We start from the raw sequence: 23,084 nt of genomic DNA on the forward strand, positions 1-23,084 counted from the left end.
CTTCTACCTTTCTTAAAGCGACGAGTATTTCTTGCGCAGACGCTGACGGATCAGCTCGGCGAGGGTGTTCATGATGAAGGTGAACAGCAGCAGCACCAGCGCCGAGAGGAACAGCACGCGGTAGTGACTGCCGCCCACTTCCGACTCGGGCATTTCCACGGCGACGTTGGCCGCAAGCGTTCGCAGGCCTTCGAACAGGTTCATCTCCATCACCGGGGTGTTACCGGTGGCCATCAACACGATCATGGTCTCGCCTACCGCACGGCCCATGCCGATCATCAGTGCCGAGAAAATGCCCGGGCTGGCGGTGAGGATGACCACGCGGGTCATGGTCTGCCACGGCGTGGCGCCCAGGGCCAGGGAACCCAGGGTCAGGCCGCGCGGTACGCTGAACACGGCGTCTTCGGCGATGGAGTAGATGTTCGGGATCACCGCGAAACCCATGGCCAGGCCGACCACCAGGGCGTTGCGCTGGTCGTAGGTGATGCCCAGGTCGTGGGAGATCCACATGCGCATATCGCCGCCGAAGAACCAGGTTTCCAGGTACGGGCTCATGTACAGCGAGAGCCAGCCCACGAACAGGATCACCGGGATCAGGATCGCGCTTTCCCAGCCATCCGGTACGCGCAGGCGCAGGGACTCAGGCAGGCGGCTGAAGATGAAGCCGGCCACCAGGATTCCGATCGGCAACAGCATCAACAGGCTGAAAATGCCCGGTAGATGCCCTTCCACATACGGCGCCAGGAACAGGCCGGCGAAGAAGCCGAGGATCACCGTCGGCATCGCCTCCATCAATTCGATCACCGGCTTGACCTTGCGGCGCAGGCTCGGGGCCATGAAGTAGGCGGTGTAGATCGCGGCGGCAACGGCCAGTGGCGCGGCCAGCAACATGGCGTAGAACGCGGCCTTCAAGGTGCCGAAGGTCAACGGGGCCAGGCTCATCTTGGGTTCGAAGTCGGTGTTGGCGGCGGTCGACTGCCAGACGTATTTAGGCTCGTCGTAGTTTTCGTACCAGACCTTGCTCCACAACGCGCTCCAGGACACTTCCGGGTGCGGGTTGTCGAGCATCAGCGGCTGCAGCTTGCCGCCCGCCTCCACGATCACGCGGTTGGCCCGTGGCGACATGCCGTACACGCCTTGGCCGTCGACCACCGGGTCCACCAGCAGGGTGCGGTGGGCGGTGCTGTGGAATACGCCGAACTGGCCGGACGCGTCGAGGGCGGTGAAGCCCTTGCGGCGCTCTTCGGCGGAAATTTCCACGATAGGCGTGGTGCCCATCTGGAAGGTACGGATCTGCTTGAAGCGCTGCTCGCCATCCGGGTCGCGGGCCATGAACCACTGGGCCAGGCCGCCCTTGGAGTTACCGATGATCAGCGAGATGCCGCCCACCAGCTGCGTGCTCGCGGTGACTTCGGCAGTCCCGTCTTCCAGCAGTTTGTAGCGACCATTGAGGCTCTTGTCGCGCAGGCTGAACACATCGGCCAAGGCACGGCCGTTGATCACATACAGCCATTGCTGGCGCGGGTCGATGAAGATTGCCTTCACCGGCTCAGTCATCTGTGGCAGCTCGATGCGCTTCTGCTCGCTGGTGACTTCGCCGGTCATCATGTTTTCTTCGCGGCTCAGGGACAGCACATTCAAGTGCGAACCGGCGGAGCCTGCCACCACCAGGGACGAATCCGTAGCGTTGAGGGCCACGTGTTCCAGCGGGCGGCCGGCGTCATCCAGCACGATCGGCGTTTCACCGTAGGGGTATTCGATCGCCGGCGTGATGGTTTTCTTGCCGTCCGGGTAGGACACCTTATAGGTGTGGCGGAATACCAGGGACTGGCCATTGGATAGACCGAGGATCACCAGCGGGCTGCCGGGCTGGTCTTCGCCGATAGAAGCAACGCTGGTGCCGGCGGGCAGGGGCAGGTCGACACGCGTGAGCTCGGCACCGGTCTCGACATTGAAGAACAGCGCCTGGCCCTTGTCGGAAACCCGCATGGCGACCTGGTTCTGTTCTTCTAGGGAGATCATCAGCGGCTTGCCCGCGTCCCGGATCCAGGCCGGGGTCAGTGCGTCTTCCTTGGTCAATGAGGCGCCTTGAAACAGTGGCGCGACGACGTAGGCCAGGAAGAAGAAAATCAGGGTGATGGCGCCGAGGACGGCGAGGCCGCCGACCAGCACGTACCAACGGGTCAGGCGATCCTTGAGCGCGCGAATGCGGCGCTTGCGTTGCAACTCAGGCGTATTGAAGTCAATGCGCTTGGGGGGAGAAGTCGTCGTCATGGTGGAATTGGCCAGATCATTCATGCGCACACCCTAGCGATCCTGTATGACAGAAAGATGACAGTGCAGTGACGCAACAAATCCGCCGCGAAGCAAGGCTGGCAGCGGACTAGAAAATTCGGATGCGGGGCCGGTACGCCGGCCCCGCAGAGGCTATCAGTTGCCTTCTTTCAGACCCAGGTCAGCCAGGGCCTTGGCGGCGACTTTGGCTGGCAGTGGGATGTAGCCGTCTTTCACTACAACTTCCTGGCCTTGTTTGGACAGCACCAGTTTCACGAACTCGGCTTCCAGCGGGGCCAGAGGCTTGTTCGGCGCTTTGTTGACGTACACGTAGAGGAAACGCGACAACGGGTATTTGCCGTTCAGGGCGTTTTCTTCGCTGTCTTCGACGAAGTCAGTGCTGCCTTTCTTGGCCAGAGCCACGGTCTTCACGCTGGCAGTCTTGTAGCCGATGCCCGAGTAACCGATGCCGTTCAGCGAAGAGCTGATCGACTGCACGACCGAAGCCGAGCCTGGTTGTTCGTTCACGTTTGGCTTGTAGTCGCCTTTGCACAGGGCTTCTTCCTTGAAGTAGCCGTAGGTGCCGGACACCGAGTTACGACCGAACAGTTGCACCGGCTTGTTGGCCAGGTCGCCGGTCACGCCCAGATCACCCCAGGTTTTCACGTCGGCTTTGCCACCGCACAGGCGAGTCGAGGAGAAGATCGCGTCGACTTGTTCCATGGTCAGGTGCTGGATCGGGTTGTCCTTGTGCACGAACACGGCCAGGGCATCCACCGCAACCGGAATAGCGGTTGGCTTGTAACCGTACTTCTGCTCGAAGGCAGCCAGTTCGGTGTCCTTCATCTTGCGGCTCATCGGGCCCAGGTTGGAGGTGCCTTCGGTCAGCGCAGGTGGCGCGGTGGCCGAGCCGGCAGCTTGAATCTGGATGTTGACGTTCGGGTATTCCTTTTTGTAACCCTCGGCCCACAGGGTCATCAGGTTAGCCAGGGTATCGGAACCAACGCTGGACAGGTTGCCCGACACACCAGTGGTCTTCACGTACGCCGGGATTGCCGGATCAACACCAGCGGCCACCGCGTTGGCGGTCGCAACGCCAGCAGCGACAAAAGTCATTGCCGCCATCAAACGTTTCAGTTTCATGCCTTGCTCCTAGCAGATAGGGATAATTGGATCGGGGCCAAGTATCGGGAGGCCGTGTGAACACTCTATGTCTGTAATGTGACAATTAGATGAAAGGCCACTACTCAACGACGCCACGGAAAGCGCGCAGGCACGAGGCCTGGGAGGGAGAGATTGAGGCTTGGAAATACGTTGAAACGTGATCGTTCCCAGGGCCGGGAACGATCATCATCCATGGCTTAGCGCGAACGCTTCCACAAATACCCACCCACCACCATCCCCATCACACACAGGGCGGCAACGTAGTAGGCCGGACCCAGCGGGCTTTCCTTCATCAGCAGCGATACCGCCAGCGGCGTCAGCCCGCCGAATACGGCGTAGGCCACGTTGTAAGAGAACGACAGGCCGCTGAAACGCACCACGGGCGGGAAGGCCTTGACCATCACGTAGGGCACCACGCCGATGGTGCCCACGAACAGACCGGTCAGGGTGTACAGCGGGAACAGCCAGTCAGGATGGTTGAAGAGGCTGTGATAGAGCGTCCAGGATGTGGCCAGCAACAGCGCACAACCGATCACCAGTACCCGGCCGGCACCGAAGCGATCAGCCAGGGCGCCGGAGGCGATGCAGCCCAGGCTCAGGGTGACGATCGCCAGGCTGTTGGACTGTAATGCCACGGTCGGGCTGAAGTGATAGAGGGTCTGCAGCACGGTCGGGGTCATCAGGATCACCACCACCACGCCGGCCGACAGCAACCAGGTCAGCAACATCGACAAGACGATGGCGCCACGGTGGTCGCGCAGCACCGCGCGCAACGGCAACTCGGCGGCCAGTGCCTTGCGCTGCTGCATCTCGGCGAAGATCGGCGTTTCATGCAGCCAGCGGCGCAGGTACACCGACAACAGGCCGAACACACCGCCCAGCAGGAACGGGATACGCCAGGCGTAATCCGAGACTTGCTCCGGGCTGTAAATAGTATTGATGGCGGTGGCCACCAGCGATCCCAGCAGGATCCCGGCGGTCAGGCCGCTGGTCAGGGTGCCGCAGGCGTAACCGATATGCCGTGGCGGTACGTGTTCGGAGACGAACACCCAGGCGCCGGGTACTTCGCCGCCAATGGCCGCGCCCTGGATGATGCGCATCAGCAGCAACAGGATCGGCGCCCACAGGCCGATCTGCGCGTAAGTTGGCAGCAGGCCCATGATCAGGGTGGGCACGGCCATCATGAAGATGCTCAGGGTGAACATCTTCTTGCGGCCCAGCAGGTCGCCGAAGTGCGCCATGATGATGCCGCCCAGGGGGCGCGCGAGGTAACCGGCGGCAAAGATGCCGAAGGTCTGCATCATGCGCAGCCATTCGGGCATGTCGAGCGGGAAGAAGAGTTTTCCGACCACGGTGGCGAAAAACACGAAAATGATGAAGTCATAAAACTCCAACGCCCCGCCCAAGGCAGACAGCGACAGGGTTTTGTAGTCGTTGCGGGTCAGCGGGCGCGAAGGTTGCGCACTGCTTGCGGGCACGGAGGACATGGCAAGGCTTCTCTTATAGTAGTCGGGACGGCAAGCCCGGGACTTGCGGCAGGCATGGCAAGATAGCAAATCGCTCGCAAAAGCACAGCGGTGAGCGAATAACCGTTCAACCGCGCGAATTATTCCGCTTTCCTGAGCGTTATCTGCGCACAGAAGCACAGTTGCCGGAAAAAGCCGCAATACAGCCGCGAATTGCCGACCAAATGAACGCCCAGAGGTCGTCGTGGCGACAACGTGTCGATATACTCGGCCCTTGCAAGCGCAAGACCCCCAGTCTTGAGGGGCTGCTGTGCCAAACCGTCGTTGGAAGCCGTCCAGCCGATTTGGCAGAGCTTCCCTTTAGTACGCCTTACGAGAAACGCATCACGCGGAGTATGTTGGTGCTGAAACGTTTTTCCATAAGACGGCTATCCACTTGAAATACCCATGAAGCGTTACGGGTCAGAGGCACCCTTGGCATGATCGAACTCGAACAAGAAGATCCTATCCCGCAAGGCGATCTCGCCCTGCAAATCACCGCCCTGCCGCGTGAAACCAACGGTTTTGGCGACATTTTCGGCGGCTGGCTGGTCGCACAGATGGACCTGGCCGGCACCGCGATGGCAAGCAAGGTCGCGGGCGGGCGTGTAGCCACCGTGGCCATTGATCGCATGGCGTTCCTGGTGCCGGTCGCCGTGGGCGCGCAGCTCTCCTTCTATACCCAGGCCCTGGAAATCGGTCGCAGCTCGATCCAGATGATGGTCGAAGTGTGGAGCGACGACCCGCTGTCCAGCGAATGGCGCAAGGTGACCGAGGCGGTGTTCGTGTTCGTCGCCATCGATGGCAGTGGCCGCACGCGTTCGGTGCCGTCGCGCGCACGTTAAACCTCACCGGGTTTTGACGGTCAATTGCCCCATTGCCTGCCATGAAGAGTGCTTTGTTATGCCGACACCCCACGTTGAAACCGTGAAAATCGACGAGTTGGACTGCTGGCGCATCCGTCACAACGGCGCCGAACTGATGGTGGCCCGACAGGGCGCACATATCTTCAGTTACCAGCGCGACGGCGAGCAGCCGCTGATCTGGCCGAACCCTGAAGCGGTGTTCAAGCAGGGCAAAGGCATTCGCACCGGCGTACCGGTGTGCTGGCCATGGTTTGGCGTGTTCGACCGCAACCCGCAGAGCGTCAAGGCGATGCGCCAGAGCGATCAGCCAGCCGGCGCCCATGGTTTCGTGCGCACAGCGCTGTGGGAATTGGCCGCGAGCGCGCTTGAAGGTGAGGCACTGCGGGTGGACTTGGTACTGCCAGTTCCAACAGGCGGCTTTCCTGGCTGGCCCCACGAGGTCGATCTTAAACTGAGCCTGTTGCTGGACGATCAGTTGCACGTCCACCTGACCAGCCATAACCGTGGCAACGATACCGTGACCCTCAGCCAGGCACTGCACACCTATTTTGCGGTGAGCGACGTACGCAAGGTGCACGTCGAGGGACTGGACGGAGCGGCGTATATCGATACCGCTGACAACTGGGCAACGAAGCAGCAAGCCGGGTTGCTGCATTTCACCGGCGAGACTGACCGTATCTACCTCGATACGCCTGCACAGCTGAGTATTGTCGATAAAGATTGGCAGCGCCGTATCCAGCTCACTGCCGAGGGCTCGACGTCAACGGTGATCTGGAACCCCTGGACCGAACGTGCCAAGGCGTTTGATGACATGGCTGACGATGGCTGGACGGGCATGTTGTGCATCGAGACAGCCAATGTGCTGGATGATGTGGTGAGTCTGGCACCCGGTGAAAGCCACACCTTGGGCGTGAGCATCAGCGCTGTCGCCCTGTAAGAACGCCAATCACAATGTGGGAGGGGGCTTGCCCCCTCCCACATTGGTTATATGTTGCCCTTTAAAGATCGGATTCCTTGACCACGCGTACTTTTCCGGCATCCAGCGCATACGCCGCATCCGCCAGATCGTTGTTCACCTTCTCCACCTTCAACGTGCCGGTGACCCACAGCGGCGTATAGATATCATCCAGCTTCAAGCCCTTGGGATAACGCACCAGCACCAACTGGTTAGGCGGTGGTGGCGGCACATGGATACATGCGCCCGGATACGGTACGAGGAAGAACAAGGTGCTGCGGCCCTTGGCGTCGGTCTCCAACGGCACCGGATAACCGCCGATGCGGATGTTCTTGCCATTCATGGCCGCCACGGTCTTGGTTGAATACATCACCGCCGGCAAGCCTTTGCTCTGCTTCAGGCCACCCTTGTCGGTGAACGTGCCTTGGGCCTCTGGCGAGTTGTGGTCGATCTCGGGCATGGCTTCGAGCGCTTTTTGATCCGACAACGGCATCAGGTCGAGCCAGTCGGTTTCCGGCAGTTCGCCGGCGTGCGCCAGGCCAGGGCCCAGCAGGAGGAGTATCAACAAAAGACGGCGCATGGAGAGGCTCGGCAAGTACAGGTGGCGAGCATTCTAGCCCTCCGCGCCTGCGCAGCGCAGAGGGCTTCGTCGCTTAGATCATTTCTTTTTCAGCAGGCCGTAGATCACCAGCAGCACGATGGCGCCAATCAGCGCGCCGAGGAAGCCTGCGCCCTGGCCTGCCTGGTAGATGCCCAGGGCCTGGCCACCGTAAGTGGCGACCAACGAACCCGCGATGCCCAGCAGGATGGTCATGATCCAGCCCATGCTGTCGTCGCCTGGTTTCAGGAAACGCGCGAGTAGGCCGACGATCAAGCCGATAAAAATGGTTCCAATGATACCCATGGCATTTCCCTCTGAATGTAGGTGAGCTATGCCAAAGCCTAGTCAGGCTTTGGCATCCTGCAATCAGAGGACGGCGGTCGCCGAATGGTTCCCGCCGCTCCCTGGCTTATTGCTCGGCGATCAACGCTTCGACCTTGAGGATCTGCGCTTGCAGCGTCGCACGGTCCTTGCAGCGCAGGTTGGCGTGGCCAACCTTGCGCCCAGCCTTGAAGGCCTTGCCATAGTGATGCAGATGGCAGTCGTCGATGGCGATGACTTTTTCCACGGGCGGCACCACACCAATGAAGTTGAGCATGGCGCTCTCACCGACCTTGGCCGTGGAACCCAACGGCAAGCCCGCCACCGCCCGCAGGTGGTTTTCGAACTGGCTGCACTCGGCGCCTTCGGTGGTCCAGTGCCCGGAGTTGTGCACGCGCGGGGCGATTTCGTTGGCCTTGAGGCCACCGTCGACTTCAAAGAACTCGAACGCCATCACGCCGACGTAATCCAGCTGCTTGAGTACACGGCTGGAATAGTCTTCGGCCAGCGCTTGCAACGGGTGGTCGGTGCTGGCCACGGACAGCTTGAGGATGCCGCTGTCATGGGTGTTGTGTACCAATGGGTAGAAGCGGGTTTCGCCATCACGGGCACGCACGGCGATCAGCGAGACTTCACCGGTGAACGGCACGAAGCCTTCCAACAGGCAGGCGACGCTGCCCAGCTCGGCGAAGGTGCCGACCACATCGGCGGCGGTGCGCAGGACTTTCTGGCCCTTGCCGTCGTAACCCAGGGTGCGGGTTTTCAGCACGGCGGGCAGGCCGATACTGGCGACGGCGGCATCCAGGTCCGCCTGGGACTGGATATCGGCGAAGGCCGGGGTCGGAATGCCCAGGTCCTTGAACATGCTTTTCTCGAACCAGCGGTCACGGGCGATGCGCAGGGCTTCGGCGCTCGGGTATACCGGCACGAATTGCGACAGGAACGCCACGGTTTCAGCCGGAACGCTTTCGAACTCGAAGGTCACCAGGTCGACTTCGTCGGCCAGCTGGCGCAGGTGGTCCGGGTCGCTGTAGTCAGCGCGCAGGTGTTCGCCCAGGGCTGCCGCGCAGGCGTCCGGCGCCGGGTCCAGGAAAGCGAAGTTCATTCCCAGCGGGGTGCCCGCCAGGGCCAGCATGCGGCCCAGTTGGCCGCCACCGATTACACCGATTTTCATCGTCAACAACCTCAGGCGATGCGTGGGTCTGGATTGTCCAGCACGCTGTCTGTCTGCTCAGCACGGAATTTTTTCAGCACCGCATGGAATTGCGGGTGCTTGGCGCCCAGGATACTGGCGGACAGCAGGGCGGCGTTGATCGCGCCGGCCTTGCCGATCGCCAGGGTCGCCACCGGGATACCGGCCGGCATCTGCACGATGGACAACAGCGAATCCACGCCCGAGAGCATCGCCGACTGCACCGGCACGCCGAGTACCGGCAGGTGGGTCTTGGCCGCACACATGCCGGGCAGGTGCGCTGCACCGCCGGCACCGGCGATGATCACCTCGATGCCACGGGATTCTGCTTCATCGGCATACTGGAACAGCAAATCCGGAGTGCGGTGGGCGGAGACCACTTTCACTTCGTAGGGAATGCCGAGTTTTTCCAGCATATCGGCGGTGTGGCTAAGGGTGGACCAATCGGACTTGGAGCCCATGATCACGCCAACCAATGCACTCATCGTCGTGCCTCTTCTCTCTGGGCGCCCACAGGCGCGTCAAAAAACAACAAGCCACGCGGGAAATCCGGCGTGGCTTGGTGTACGAATTAAGGCCGGTTGGACCGGCCGAAGGCCGCGCAGTATACCGTAATAATCCAGATAAACAGCCCCTGGGATGACCATCTGTCTAGCGGTGCAAAGTGGCGGTTTTATTGACCTTGAAGTCAGTCCAAGGCACCACGAAACCTTGTGCGAAGGGGCTCAAGTATTCTGCGCCGCCCCGCCTTCGAGCTTGCGCCACAACAACCGCACATTCGCCTTGCGTACCAAGGCACAGCGGTACAGCCGAATCTCCAGCGGCACATGCCATTGCGGCCCGCCGCAGACCACCAGCTCACCACGCGCCAGCTCGGCACGCACGCTCAACTGCGGCACCCAGGCAATGCCCAGGCCTTCCAGGGCCATGCTCTTGAGGCTGTCGGCCATGGCGGTTTCGTACACCGTGGTGAAGCGCAGCGCACGCTGGCGCAGCAGCAAATTCACCGAGCGACCGAGAAACGCGCCGGCGCTGTAGGCCAGCAACGGGACGCTGCCGTCGCCTTCCAGGTCGAACATCGGTTTGCCATCGGCATCGGCGGCACACACCGGGAGCATTTCGGTGTTGCCCAGGTGCAGCGACGGGAAGATTTCCGAATCCATCTGCATCGCGGCGTCGGGGTCGTAGAACGCCAGCATCAGGTCACAACCGCCTTCGCGCAGCGCATGCACGGCGTCGCCGACGTTGGTGGCCACCAGCCGCGTGGCGATGTTCAGGCCTTCGTTGCGCAATTGCGCGATCCAGCGCGGGAAGAAGCCTAGGGCCAGGGAGTGCGCCGCAGCCACTTGCATGACCTCACCCTGCCCGCCTTCCAGGTGATGCAAATGGCGCAGCACTTCACCGAGCTGTTCGACCACTGTACGCGCCGTGACCAGGAACAACTGGCCCGCCGCCGTCAGCTCCACCGGCGTGCGCGAGCGGTTGACCAGGGTCAGGCCCAGGGCCGCCTCCAGGCTGCGGATGCGTCGGCTGAACGCCGGCTGGGTGACGAAGCGCCGCTCCGCCGCCTGGGAAAAACTGCGGGTCGCCGCCAAGGCGCTGAAGTCTTCCAGCCATTTGCTCTCAAGGTTCATTGCTGCCTCCCGTGGGTACGCACCATTTTGGCACACACGCCCGCCATGATAACCGGGTCACACTCACATTATGCCGTTTGTGCATAGGCCAGTGCTTAACAGCATTGGCCCAAAAAGTTCTACAAGCCTAGCATTCGCAGCGTTCCGGCCAGTTCCGGGTCCATATCGAGATGATTTCCGTCATGTCCTCCGCTGCATCTTTCCGTACCGAAAAAGACCTGCTTGGCGTACTCGAAGTACCGGCTCAAGCGTATTACGGCATCCAGACCCTGCGAGCGGTGAACAACTTCCGCCTCTCGGGCGTTCCGATTTCGCATTACCCGAAATTGGTGGTCGGTCTGGCAATGGTCAAGCAAGCGGCGGCTGACGCCAACCGCGAGTTGGGCCAGCTCAGCGAAGCCAAGCACGCTGCCATCAGCGAAGCCTGTGCCCGTCTGATCCGCGGCGATTTCCACGAAGAGTTCGTGGTGGACATGATTCAAGGCGGCGCCGGCACTTCAACCAACATGAATGCCAACGAAGTCATCGCCAACATCGCGTTGGAGGCCATGGGCCACAAGAAGGGCGAGTACCAGTACCTGCACCCCAACAACGACGTGAACATGGCGCAGTCGACCAACGACGCCTACCCGACCGCGATCCGCCTGGGTCTGCTGCTGGGCCATGACGCGCTGCTGGCCAGCCTCGACAGCCTGATCCAGGCGTTCGCCGCCAAAGGCGTCGAATTCAGCCACGTACTGAAAATGGGCCGCACCCAACTGCAAGACGCCGTGCCGATGACCCTCGGCCAGGAATTCCGCGCCTTCGCCACCACCCTGGGTGAAGACCTGGCACGCCTGAAAACCCTGGCACCTGAGCTGCTGACCGAAGTAAACCTGGGCGGCACCGCCATCGGTACCGGCATCAACGCCGACCCGCGCTACCAGGCCCTGGCCGTACAGCGCCTGGCGGTGATCAGCGGCCAGCCGGTTGTTCCAGCCGCCGACCTGATCGAAGCCACCTCCGACATGGGCGCCTTCGTGCTGTTCTCCGGCATGCTCAAGCGTACTGCGGTGAAGCTGTCGAAGATCTGCAACGACCTGCGCCTGCTGTCCAGCGGCCCACGCACCGGCATCAACGAGATCAACCTGCCGGCCCGCCAGCCGGGCAGCTCGATCATGCCCGGCAAGGTCAACCCGGTGATCCCGGAAGCCGTGAACCAGGTGGCGTTCCAGGTCATCGGTAACGATCTGGCCCTGACCATGGCGGCCGAAGGCGGCCAACTGCAACTGAACGTGATGGAGCCGCTGATCGCCTTCAAGATCTTCGACTCGATCCGCCTGCTGCAACGTGCCATGGACATGCTGCGCGAGCACTGCATCGTCGGCATCACCGCCAACGAAGCCCGCTGCCGCGAACTGGTGGAGCACTCCATCGGCCTGGTTACCGCGCTGAACCCGTACATCGGCTATGAAAACGCCACCCGCATCGCCCGTATCGCCCTCGAAAGCGGCCGTGGCGTGCTGGAACTGGTGCGCGAAGAAGGCTTGCTCGACGACGCCATGCTCGACGACATCCTGCGCCCCGAAAACATGATTGCTCCACGCTTGGTCCCGCTGAAGGCCTAAGCGTTTGTTGCACCGCTCACCAGGCTGAGGGACTAGACACCTCTCACCTTTTGAGGGCCTGAAGGCTCGTTCTTCAGGCCCTTTTTTTTGCCCCGAGGTTGTGAAATGAAGCCTATAAAAACGCCAATATCGCTCTGCAGGCCCACCGCCCAGCTGAAACCTTTAATCGCCCCGAGCAGACGGATCACGTTCGCCTAGGTATAGTGCCGCCCCTCTTCGCGTCAGAGATCGTCGGTAACGAGGTCCTGTGCAGCGCGAAACCGCATGAATAACAACACCCGCAAAAGGATTGGGGTCGAACGTCGTGCACTGCCTGGTGCTGAGCGATAGCGTCGAACCGTCCTGCGTTTGCCATTAGAAAAATCAGCGAGGAACACTCCATGCTCGAAGTCATCAACGACTTCCTCTCAGGGAAAGTACTGATCGTGCTCATTGTCGGGCTAGGCGGTTATTTCACGATTCGCTCGCGTTTCGTACAACTGCGTCACTTCTTCCACATGTTTTCGGTGTTTCGCGACAGCCTGAAAAACAGCTCCGACCAGCTCAGCTCCTTCCAGGCGCTGATGCTCAGCCTGGCCGGTCGCGTGGGTGCCGGTAACATTGCCGGTGTCGGTATTGCCGTGACACTGGGTGGCCCGGGCGCCGTGTTCTGGATGTGGGTCACCGCACTGGTGGGCATGTCATCGAGCTTTATCGAGTGCTCCCTCGGCCAGTTGTACAAGCGCACCGACGCGGAAGGCACCTTCCGTGGCGGCCCGGCCTACTACATCCAGCACGGTTTGCAGAAGCGCTGGCTGGGCATGGTCATGGCGTTCCTGTTGCTGGTGACCTTCGGTTTTGCTTTCAACGGCCTGCAAGCCCACGCCGTGACACACTCGCTGAACAACGCCTTTGGCCTGGACACCACCTACACCGGCCTGGCGCTGGCGGTACTGCTGGGCCTGGTGTTCATCGGCGGGATCAAGCGCATCGCCTCGATTGCCGACCTGCTGGTGCCGGTCAAGACCCTGGTCTACATCGCCGTGACTCTCTATGTAATCGTGCTGCAATTCGACCATGTGCCGGCCATGCTCGCGACCATCGTCAAGAGCGCCTTCGGCCTCGACCAGGCCTTCGGGGGCCTGGTGGGCAGCGCGATCATCATGGGTGTGAAGCGCGGCGTGTTCGCCAACGAAGCCGGCCTGGGCAGTGCGCCTAACGTGGCGGCGGTGGCGTCGGTCGAACACCCGATCGCCCAGGGCGTGGTGCAGGCGTTCAGCGTGTTCCTCGACACCTTCGTGATCTGCACCTGTACCGCGTTGCTGATCCTGCTCTCCGGCTTCTACACCCCGGGCTTCGAAGGCGACGGCATTGCCCTGACCCAGAACTCCCTGGCGGCGGTGGTGGGCGACTGGGGTCGCATGTTCATCTCGGTGGCCCTGGCGTTGTTCGTGTTCACCTCGATCATGTACAACTACTACCTGGGCGAGAGCAATCTGCGCTTCCTGGTAGGCAACAACCGCAAGGTGCTGATGGGCTACCGCGCCCTGGTGCTGGTGCTGATTTTCTGGGGTTCCATCGAGAACCTGAGCACCGTGTTCGCCTTCGCCGACATCACCATGACCCTGCTCGCGTTCGTCAACCTGTTCGCCCTGGCGTTCCTGTTCAAGATCGCCATGCGCATCCTCAACGACTACGACAACCAGCGCGCCGCAGGCATCAAGACCCCGGTATTCGATTCCAGCCAGTTCCCTGACCTGGACCTGGACCGCAAGGCCTGGCCAGCCAACCCGGTCAAGCCTGAGCCAAGCGCTCAAACTACCGCTGAACTGAACGCTCAAGCGCAACGCTGAGTGTAGAGAGATGACACGCCGCCCGGCCTTGGGCATGCTCTGGGCCCGGCGGCGTTTTTCGTTCAGGAGAAAATTCGATGTCCCCAGCTAACAACGTGATGGTGCTCTACACCGGTGGCACTATCGGCATGCAGGCCAGCGCCAACGGCCTGGCGCCCGCTTCAGGTTTTGAGGCGCGTATGCGCGAACAGCTTGCCGACGCGCAAGTGCCCGCCTGGCGCTTCCAGGAAATGTCGCCGCTGATCGACAGCGCCAACATGACCCCCGTCTACTGGCAGCGCCTGCACGCCGCCGTGGTTGAGGCGGTGGACGCCGGCTGCGACGCCGTACTGATCCTGCACGGCACTGACACGCTGGCATACAGTGCCGCCGCCATGAGCTTCCAACTGCTCGGCCTGCCGGCGCCGGTGGTGTTCACCGGCTCCATGCTACCCGCCGGCGTGCCCGACAGCGATGCCTGGGAAAACGTCAGCGGTGCCTTGGCGGCGCTGGGCGAAGGCCTGGCGCCGGGCGTGCAGTTGTTCTTCCACGGTGCGCTGATGGCGCCGACCCGCTGCGCGAAAATCCGCAGTTTCGGTCGCCACCCGTTTGCTGCCCTGCAGCGCAATGGCGGCGTCGCCCAGGCCGAAATGATCCCGGCCGCCCTGCATTACCGTCAGCCCAAAGTCGTGGCCAACGTCGGCGTGCTGCCGCTGGTGCCGGGTATTGCCGCCGGGCAACTGGATGCACTGATCGACAGCGGCATTCAGGCGTTGGTGCTGGAATGCTTCGGCAGCGGCACCGGGCCGAGCGACAACCCGGCGTTCCTGGCCAGCCTCCAACGCGCGCACGATCAAGACGTTGTGGTGGTGGCGATCACCCAATGCCATGAAGGCGGTGTGGAGCTGGATGTGTACGAAGCGGGCAGCCGTTTGCGCGGCGTCGGCGTGTTGTCCGGTGGCGGCATGACCCGCGAAGCGGTGTTCGGCAAGCTCAATGCACTGCTCGGTGCAGGGCTCGACACCGCCGAGGTTCGTCGTCTGGTGGAACTCGACCTGTGTGGCGAGCTGAGCTGACCGGCCTGTAACTTGCTTCCCTTCCAGCCATCCCCTGGCTGGAAGTCCCCTATGCTGCACTCCCACCTGACCACTCTCAACGCCGTGTCCCTGGTGCTTAACGCTTTCAAGGCCGAAGGCTTGCCGGCCCAGGAACTGCTGGCTGGCAGCGGCATCTGCGCGGCGGACTTGAGCCGCGCCGACACGCGCATCACCACCAACCAGGAGATGCGCGTGTGTGCCAATGCCGTGGCGCGGCGTCGGGATATCGGCCTGGAACTGGGCCGGCAGATGCATGTATCGGCCTATGGCATGCTCGGCTATGCCCTGCTCACCAGTGCCACCTTTGGTGACGCCTTGCGCCTGGCGCTGCACTACCCGGCGCTGTTGGGAACACTTTTCGAGCTGAGCCTGGAGGAAGATGGCCAGCGCGTCTGGTTCACCGCCCGTGATTATCGCGAAGACCCGACGCTTGAGATGTTCAATGTCGAATTGTGCCTGGCCTCGCTGAAGGTCATCTGCGACGACCTGCTGGGCCAGCCGCTGCCACTGCTCGCCGCACGCTTCGAGTACGGCGCCCCGGACTACTGCGCGCGTTATACCGAAAGCTTCCCTTGCCCGTTGCAGTTCCAGGCCAGCGCCAACGCGTTTGCCTTCGACCGGCACTGGCTCGAACAGCCACTGCCGCTGGCAGACACCGTCACCCACCACGCCATGGCCGAGCGCTGCCGCAAGCAGAACCTGGAGTTCACCGGGCGCCAGGCCTGGCTGGGCAGGATTCGCCAGTTGCTCACCGCGCAACTCAACGCCGCGCCGGGCCTGGAAGGCCTGGCCATGCAGATGAACTGCTCGGCGCGCACCCTGCGCCGGCATTTGCACGACCAGGGTTGCAGCTACCAGGAGCTGTTGGACGAGTTGCGCTTCGAGCGCGCCAAGCAACTGCTGGCGGAGGACCAGTGGCCGATCTACCGGATTGCGGAGGCCTTGGGGTTCAGCGAAACAGCGAGTTTCCGGCATGCATTTGTGCGCTGGAGCGGCGTAGCACCGAGCCAATTTCGAGCATGATGCGCCATTGAGGGGCGAATTACGGACAGACACTTTGGCCATATTCATCCCCTTTTGGCCGCTCCTGCCGTTCTCTTGAACCGCGCCCACCGCAAGACTGCATGCACCGACCCAGCCTGCGGAGAACAAGAATGCTGACGATCTACTCGGACGATCACCACCTGCACCACGGCCGCTGCGAATTGATGGACGGGCAACTGATGCCCTGCTTCGAAATGCCCTCGCGGGCCGACCATGTGCTGCAGCGGGTCAAGGACCGCGAATTGGGGCCAGTGCAGGCGCCATACGACTTTGGCCTGGCGCCTTTGCAGCGCATTCACAACCGCGACTACCTGGATTTTTTCAAAGGCGCCTGGGCGCGCTGGACCGAATACGGCGAGGACGGCGATCTGCTGCCCTACACCTGGCCCGCGCGCACCCTGCGCCGCGTGCTGCCCACCAGCCTGCACGGCCAATTGGGCTATTACAGTTTCGACGGCGGCGCGCCGATTACCGCCGGGACCTGGCAGGCGGCCTACTCGGCGGCGCAAGTGGCGCTCACCGCACAACAGGCGATCCAGGGCGGCGCCCACAGTGCGTTCGCGTTGTGCCGCCCACCGGGGCATCACGCCGCCAGCGACTTGATGGGCGGTTATTGCTACCTGAACAACGCCGCGATTGCCGCCCAGGCGTTTCTCGACCAGGGCCACCGCAAGGTCGCGATCCTCGATGTGGACTACCACCACGGCAACGGCACCCAGTCGATTTTCTACGACCGCCGCGATGTGCTGTTTACCTCGATCCACGGTCACCCGGAGGCCGAGTTTCCGTTTTTCCTGGGCTATGCCGATGAGAGGGGCGAAGGTGCCGGCGAAGGCTTCAACTTCAACTACCCGTTGCCCGCCGGCTCCGGCTGGGACACCTGGAGCGCAGCACTGGAGCAGGCCTGCCGGGAGATCGAACACTACGGCGCCGACATCCTCGTGGTCTCACTGGGCGTGGACACCTTCAAGGATGACCCGATCTCCCAGTTCAAGCTCGACAGCCCGGACTACCTGGCCATGGGCGCGCGCATCGCACGCCTGGGCAAGCCGACGCTGTTCGTGATGGAAGGCGGTTACGCGGTGGAAGAAATCGGCATCAACGCCGTCAATGTGCTCGAAGGTTTTGAGGGGGCCGCCCAATGAATATGCTCAAGTCGCTTATGCTCTGCGCCGCCGTGCTGAGCAGCACCGCACACGCCGAAGAAAAAACCCTGAAGGTCTATAACTGGTTCGACTACATCACGCCCAAGGCGCTGGAGGACTTCAAGGCGCAGAACCCGAAGATCAAGCTGGTCTACGACATCTTCGACACCAACGAAGCACTGGAGGCCAAGCTGCTCACCGGCAACTCCGGCTATGACGTGGTGGTGCCCTCCAACGTGTTCCTCGCCAAGCAGATCGAAGCCGGCGTGTTCCAGCCCCTGGACCGCAGCCAATTGCCCAACTGGAACCACCTCGACCCCAAGCTGATGAAGCTGATCGAAGCCAATGACCCCGGCAATAAATTCGCCGTGCCCTACATGTACGGCACCATCCTGATCGGCTTCAACCCGGCCAAGGTCAAGGCTGCGCTCGGCGACAACGCTGCGGTGGACAGCTGGGACCTGATTTTCAAGGAAGAGAACATCAGCAAGCTCAAGCAATGCGGCGTAGCCCTGCTCGACTCGCCTTCGGAGATCCTGCCGTTGGCCCTGCAGCACCTGGGCCTGGACCCCAACAGCAGCAACCCCAATGACTACGTCAAGGCCGAGGCGCTGTTGATGAAGATCCGCCCGTACATCACCTATTTCCATTCGTCCAAGTACATGGCCGATATCGCCAACGGTGACATCTGCGTGGCCGTGGGTTATTCGGGCAGCTTCTCCCAGGCGGCCAACCGCGCCAAGGAGGCCAGGAACGGCGTAGTGGTGGATATGCGCCTGCCCAAGGAGGGCGCGCCGATCTGGTTCGACATGCTCGCCATTCCCAAGGGTGCGCAGAACCCACAGGACGCCTACACCTTTATCAACTACTTGCTGCAACCCCAGGTGATCGCACCTGTCAGCGACTTTGTCGGCTACCCCAACCCGAACAAGGATGCGACCGAACAGGTCGACCCGGCGATCCGCAACAACCCCAACCTGTACCCCACCGAGGCGGCGATGGCGGGGCTCTATACCCTGAAACCCCTGGGCCGTGATGCCGAACGTGCCAGGACCCGCGCCTGGACCAAGATCAAGTCCGGCACCTGATTGCCATAGATAAACACCGCCTTCCTGACGGCATGCTTCCTAGCATGGCAACACCCGGGGCTCAGCCTCGGGCGTCGCCCACCCATGCCTGTCAGGTCCCTTATGACATCAACCACAGCATCGCCTGCTTCGTCGTCAGCCTCCCGCTTCTACTCCACAGCCACTTTGATCACTCAGTTGTCTGCCGGCCCTGCCTTTCGCGAGGTGGCGGCCGCATTGCTGCGACGCGAGCTCAAAATAAACTATCCCCATCTGGATATAGACCCCAATATCACCGTGGTCGGTACGCCCGTCTGGGACATCGTCGGCGATAAGATCATCGCCAAGCCCCCTCGGTATCAGGCACTGTCCGACGTGCTGGCCAAACAGGCAGTACTCGGTGTACCGACGCTGTATGTCGAAGGGGAACACTTTCTCACCCAACTGCCTATCGCTGAACCGCCGGTGCACCTGCCCGTGCGCATTGAAGACATCGCCAACACTATCAATTTGCTGGCACCGGTGATGATCATCGGGTTTCAGGAACAACAGGCCGATTACTGGAACTTGTCCAACGGCAATGCCGTCCCCCACTGGCATCAACTCTCTAGCGCCCTTCGCAGCTTCTGGAATGTGGACAAGGTCGAGGGCTGGACCCATGAAGACTGTGTCATGGCGCGCAGCCTGTACGTTGAACCGGACCCGGATCTGCGCAAGCGCAACGACCCTTATGCATCCCGAGCCTGCCTGGTGGATATCTTCCTGATCGACGACGCAGGCAAGGCCACCCACCTCAATGACAGCTTGATCGCGGTACTGGTCGGTAAACAGAACGGCCAGGAAGTTTTACTTACATACGCGCCGGGGCACGGCTATGACAAATTCAATTCCACCGAGGCACTGGGCAATGCCCTGGAGAATTATCTGCCGGACCGCGCCCTGGGCAAGAAAATCGATTGGCGCCTGTTCGAACCCAGCGGCAACTTTTTCGACCAACAAGCCTGCATCTTGATCTCCATTCAGATCGACGCCATCGGTGCACTGCACTTTACGGACACGATGCAAAGCCTGCCGGGGCCAATCACGGCACCTGCCGCCAAGGCTGTCAGCCAAAAGACACCCGGCCTGGACTGGTACAGGGAAGCCTTGCCGGAATGGCTCATCAAGGCCTCCAGTTCGGACCAGGATGCCTATGGCCGCCACCTGAAGGATCTGGCGGCGCTGCATAGCCTGAACGAAGGCCAGGCTTACGATGACGGCATTGCGCCGATCGAGCAGTACGCGCTCGAAGCGCTGAAACTGCAGATGAGCAAAGATCACGCAGAGGCCAGGGACCTGGCTTTGGAAAAGTTCGACATCGTGATCCAGAGTCCCGTCATCTGGGGCACCTTCACCGTGCCTGGACAAACCGTGACCACCACCTTCAGCCTGGCGCAACTGGCCCTGCAAAACCTGATCGCCCTGCCCCTGGGCAACAAAACCCTGCGCAGAAGCAATGGCGGCGCAATACCCAAGTGGCTCACTGTCAGCTACCTGGAAACCTTGATTACCGGCATTGATGTCGGCAACGCCTACCCCGCGCTGATCAAAAGCAAACTGCTGGATGACCCGACGGAATCGTGGCGACGCGAGCAGCTCTACACCAGCCATCTTCGCATTCAACTGCCGCTGCTGGCGCTGCACTGCAAACTCAACCGGATCGGCGGCATCGACGAACGGGGTTATCGCTATGTGAACGCCGTGATGCAAGACAACGCGACCGATCACAAAGTCGAAGGCAATACGATCGTCATCCGGCCGCTGGCCTTTGTAAGTCGGAACACCAGCGGCAAGCCGGACACGGTTGCGAACATGTTCGTGATCGGGCCCTCCCATATGCAGGCCGGGCCCTGCCTGCTCTACCGCCCCTTGCTCGAGGACCCCTTGAGCCAATACCCCTCGCCGGCCAATCTGATCTACGCGATCCAGCAATCCCCAAGCCTGCGCGAATCGGTGCTGGCCTGGCTGCCGGACAACGTGCGCACGGATTACGCCCGGTACGTGTTCCCAAGCTCCGTGCCGTCACCCTGGTCGGTGGTGGATTTCCTGGTGGACCCTGCCAAGGTGCTGAGCCTGAGCGGTCCGTTGCGGTTGGGCGAGGAAACCCTCGATGGCGACCGGCTAGCCGCCCTGTTCAAAGCCAATGCCAATGCGCTGGTCACGTTGGCCGACAGGCAGTCGGTCTCCAATGCCGATGCGCGCTGGGCCACTTTCGAGCGCACCGGCTGGCTGATCTTCAACGCCGCTTTGCCGTTCCTGGGGCGCACGGCCGGCGTTGCGGCGTGGATCTGGCAAATCATGGATCAACTGCAAGAAGTCGTCGACGCCGAGGAGGACCCCCTGCACCGGTTACGCTGGAATGCCATCACCGACTTGCTGCTCAACCTGGGCATGGCGATCACGTTGCACCGGGTAACTCGCCGCACCGAGGCGTTGCCTCCCCCTGCGAAGCGGCCGCTGATAGAGCCAACACTACCCGAAGAAAAACCATCGACCACCATTCGCAAGATCGCAGACGTCAATACCTCTGAAACCCCCGCAGACCGCTCCCAGCCGTTGCACACCAGCGGTGCATCCCACCGCAACCCTTCGCAACTGGGAGCGTTCCTGGACACCTACAAGGTCGAGAAACCCAGCAACCTGGGCGAACCGATCAGCGAGCAAGGCCCCAGCCAACACCTTTACAAGGTCGCGGACAAATATTTCGCCCCCGTGGGAAACCGCTGGTTCCAGGTGATCATTGATGAAAGCGACTATGTCGTGATTGTCGATGGGAAACAGCTGTCGCGCCTGGGCCCCTTGTTGATCGCCAACCGCCAAGGCAACTGGTTCGTCGATACCCGCCTGCGCTTGCGCGGCGGCGGGCCTACGTTGAAAGCCAGAAGGGCCAAGGCCTTGGCGCAAGAGCGCGCGAAACACTTGCGCACCCAGTTGAGCGAATTCGAAAAAACCAAAAAAGATGCACAGGCCGAGCTGCAAAAAGCCCACGCAGACATGACCAACGGGGCCGCCGAAACGGCCGATTCACGTCGGCAACGCTATCTGCAGACCCTGGTCGATCAACGCGAAAACTATGAATCGGCCCTGCAGCAACTCAAGCAGTTGAATATCTTCGCGCCCTCATCGGACTACGCGTCCAAGGCCATCACCTACCTCAAGGCACAGATCGAATTCACCCGCGCGGGTATTCGCGAGGCCCTCACCCGCTTTGCCCCCATGATGCGCAGGGTGCTGGACCAACTTCAGAATCCAACCGATGAACGCCCCTTCGATGACGCACGCGAGATGATGGGCCTGACCCAGGACATGCTTGAGCGCCTGGACTACATGAACACGCGCTTCGACGAACTCCGGCTGTTGTCCAGGGAAGGCGTCACCTTGATCCGAGACACCAAGGGCACCTTGCCGCATTATCCTCGCGAATACCTCAAGGCCCTGCAGATCACCCTCGCCCGCCACTTGTGCCTGTCGCAAAACACACTGAGCACCGCCCCGCAGGCCTGGTCGACCATCGATGCGATTGTCGACGCCGCCGATATCGTCGTCCAATGCCTGAACGACACCTTGCAGGAGCGCAGTGAGTCGCGCCTTGATGAACGTATCGACACCTTGGGCAGCCTGGTCGGTCAGTTCCAGATGCTTGACGAACGCTTGAGTGATTTTGCCGAACGCTTTACCGAACATGTACAGACGGACCCGGTCAGGCAGCTGCACACGCACATCAGCGAGTTCAGCCAGCAGGCTTCACAGAATCTGGCACTGCTGATCGTCGAGAGAGATGCGTTCAGGTTGCGCCCCGCCCCGGCGCCCGTGAGGCCGCGCCCCCTGACCAAGTTCATCCGTACCCGCTACGATGGCATCCGCATCGGCGAAGCGCGGCTGTCGTCGGCCGGGCAGGAGACCGACCTGGTGGATATCCGCTCCCCGACTACAAACAGGATCATCGCCACTTATCACCAGAAAAGCCCGGGGGTCTGGGTCGAAAGGCTGCCCACCTCTAAAAAACCGATGCCCACGCTCAGCACGTCCGTCGCCGTCAGCGAAGGCCAGGCCCTGCTGGACACACTGCCCGACTTCCATCGTCGTACCGAATTGCGTGCCAACCAGGAGGCACGTACACCAACGGGCATCGAATTTCTTTATCACCAGCAAGCCCAGCGCCTGGAACAGGCTGTCGAAGCCATTGACCGCGCCTTGACCCAAAGCAACATCACCGACGACGACACGCTCTCGGCCAGCACTGTCAACAAGGCGCTGACAGCAGCCATCGCCGAGCTGTACAACCGCAGTCGCAATCACGTGCGCAGGCTTTACAAGAAGTTGCCGCCGACCACCCAGAGTGTCGAGTGGCTGCTGGAGCATGATGAAATAACAATCCGGAAAACGGTCTCTCGACGCAGGCTCAAGGGCCCTCGCCCGGACTTTCTCGATGAATACAGCATCACCGAGCGCAGCTCTGGCAGCCCGCTGTGGTATGCGCACTTTCGCTACAGTGCCTCCTGGACACCGGCAAAAAACTACATCGCCGCGCGGTTGAAAACCGTGGCCGAACAACGCCAGGGCCGGACCGCTGACACCACCACAGGCCTGAGCGAAACCCAGCGCATCGACTTCTACCTCAGCGAAATCAGCCTGGAGCAAGCCCGCCGGCTGTTTTTCGAGAAGCGCAGAACCTGAACCGCCCGGGTCGACCGTTAATTAACTACCATCCGCGACCTTCCTTCTGTCATTACCGTGCGCATTCGCCCGGGTCAACGACAGA

Annotated in this window: 17 protein-coding genes; 9 read left to right on the forward strand and 8 right to left on the reverse strand. The window is 61.5% G+C overall.

The window, feature by feature from the left end; genetic code table 11:
• Positions 1 to 12: 12 nt before the first annotated feature.
• From BM110_RS22850 to BM110_RS22860, 3 genes are all read right to left on the reverse strand, one after another.
• The gene (locus BM110_RS22850) at positions 13 to 2,298 is read right to left on the reverse strand and encodes an ABC transporter permease subunit (RefSeq protein ID WP_093514216.1); all 2,286 of its coding nucleotides are present in this window, start codon (positions 2,296 to 2,298) and stop codon (positions 13 to 15) included.
• A gap of 132 nt (positions 2,299 to 2,430) precedes the next feature.
• The gene (locus BM110_RS22855; RefSeq protein ID WP_092241611.1) at positions 2,431 to 3,417 is read right to left on the reverse strand and encodes a phosphate ABC transporter substrate-binding protein PstS; all 987 of its coding nucleotides are present in this window, start codon (positions 3,415 to 3,417) and stop codon (positions 2,431 to 2,433) included.
• Between the two features lie 218 nt (positions 3,418 to 3,635).
• Entirely contained in the window at positions 3,636 to 4,925 is a 1,290-nt protein-coding gene (locus BM110_RS22860; RefSeq protein ID WP_093514217.1) for an MFS transporter, read from the reverse strand.
• Positions 4,926 to 5,383: 458 nt separating this feature from the next.
• Here BM110_RS22860 and BM110_RS22865 point away from each other — a divergent pair, with 458 nt between their 5' ends.
• Both BM110_RS22865 and BM110_RS22870 read left to right on the forward strand, forming a co-directional pair.
• Positions 5,384 to 5,788, forward strand: coding sequence for an acyl-CoA thioesterase (locus BM110_RS22865; RefSeq protein WP_003176975.1), 405 nt, complete (start codon positions 5,384 to 5,386; stop codon positions 5,786 to 5,788).
• Between the two features lie 58 nt (positions 5,789 to 5,846).
• Entirely contained in the window at positions 5,847 to 6,746 is a 900-nt protein-coding gene (locus BM110_RS22870; protein WP_093514218.1) for a D-hexose-6-phosphate mutarotase, read from the forward strand.
• 61 nt (positions 6,747 to 6,807) lie between these two features.
• Here the strand turns inward: BM110_RS22870 and BM110_RS22875 are convergent, their stop codons facing one another.
• The 5 genes from BM110_RS22875 to BM110_RS22895 form a co-directional block, all read right to left on the reverse strand.
• Entirely contained in the window at positions 6,808 to 7,344 is a 537-nt protein-coding gene (locus BM110_RS22875; protein WP_071490826.1) for a DUF3299 domain-containing protein, read from the reverse strand.
• Positions 7,345 to 7,422: 78 nt separating this feature from the next.
• Positions 7,423 to 7,668 carry a GlsB/YeaQ/YmgE family stress response membrane protein gene (locus BM110_RS22880; RefSeq protein WP_058424295.1) on the reverse strand — a complete coding sequence of 82 codons (246 nt, stop codon included), beginning with the start codon at positions 7,666 to 7,668 and terminating at the stop codon, positions 7,423 to 7,425.
• 106 nt (positions 7,669 to 7,774) lie between these two features.
• Positions 7,775 to 8,860 (reverse strand): 5-(carboxyamino)imidazole ribonucleotide synthase, encoded by a 1,086-nt coding sequence (locus BM110_RS22885; protein ID WP_015886586.1) that lies wholly within the window; start codon positions 8,858 to 8,860, stop codon positions 7,775 to 7,777.
• Positions 8,861 to 8,871: 11 nt separating this feature from the next.
• Complete coding sequence (gene purE, locus BM110_RS22890) at positions 8,872 to 9,363, reverse strand: 5-(carboxyamino)imidazole ribonucleotide mutase (protein WP_003176980.1); 492 nt, start codon at positions 9,361 to 9,363, stop codon at positions 8,872 to 8,874.
• A 240-nt stretch (positions 9,364 to 9,603) separates the two neighbouring features.
• A complete protein-coding gene (locus tag BM110_RS22895; RefSeq protein ID WP_093514219.1) occupies positions 9,604 to 10,512 on the reverse strand; it encodes a LysR substrate-binding domain-containing protein in 909 nt (302 codons plus the stop codon).
• Positions 10,513 to 10,694: 182 nt separating this feature from the next.
• On the opposite strand from BM110_RS22895, the gene aspA reads away from it, so the two are divergent.
• The 7 genes from aspA (at position 10,695) to BM110_RS22930 (ending at position 22,999) form a co-directional block, all read left to right on the forward strand.
• Positions 10,695 to 12,119 carry an aspartate ammonia-lyase gene (gene aspA, locus BM110_RS22900; RefSeq protein WP_092241603.1) on the forward strand — a complete coding sequence of 475 codons (1,425 nt, stop codon included), beginning with the start codon at positions 10,695 to 10,697 and terminating at the stop codon, positions 12,117 to 12,119.
• A 380-nt stretch (positions 12,120 to 12,499) separates the two neighbouring features.
• Positions 12,500 to 13,951, forward strand: a complete 1,452-nt coding sequence (locus tag BM110_RS22905; RefSeq protein WP_071490830.1) for an alanine/glycine:cation symporter family protein — start codon at positions 12,500 to 12,502, stop codon at positions 13,949 to 13,951.
• 77 nt (positions 13,952 to 14,028) lie between these two features.
• Entirely contained in the window at positions 14,029 to 15,006 is a 978-nt protein-coding gene (locus tag BM110_RS22910; protein WP_093514220.1) for an asparaginase, read from the forward strand.
• 51 nt (positions 15,007 to 15,057) lie between these two features.
• Positions 15,058 to 16,050 (forward strand): AraC family transcriptional regulator, encoded by a 993-nt coding sequence (locus BM110_RS22915; RefSeq protein ID WP_092241599.1) that lies wholly within the window; start codon positions 15,058 to 15,060, stop codon positions 16,048 to 16,050.
• Positions 16,051 to 16,181: 131 nt separating this feature from the next.
• A complete protein-coding gene (locus BM110_RS22920) occupies positions 16,182 to 17,216 on the forward strand; it encodes a histone deacetylase family protein (protein ID WP_093514221.1) in 1,035 nt (344 codons plus the stop codon).
• A complete protein-coding gene (locus BM110_RS22925; protein WP_093514222.1) occupies positions 17,213 to 18,304 on the forward strand; it encodes a polyamine ABC transporter substrate-binding protein in 1,092 nt (363 codons plus the stop codon). The genes BM110_RS22920 and BM110_RS22925 overlap by 4 nt, the downstream gene beginning before the upstream one ends.
• Before the next feature lie 177 nt (positions 18,305 to 18,481).
• Positions 18,482 to 22,999 carry a hypothetical protein gene (locus tag BM110_RS22930; RefSeq protein ID WP_371914799.1) on the forward strand — a complete coding sequence of 1,506 codons (4,518 nt, stop codon included), beginning with the start codon at positions 18,482 to 18,484 and terminating at the stop codon, positions 22,997 to 22,999.
• Positions 23,000 to 23,084 lie beyond the last annotated feature (85 nt).

It is taken from the genome of Pseudomonas sp. NFPP28 (assembly GCF_900115535.1).
Taxonomy (GTDB): Bacteria; Pseudomonadota; Gammaproteobacteria; order Pseudomonadales; family Pseudomonadaceae; genus Aquipseudomonas; species Aquipseudomonas extremorientalis.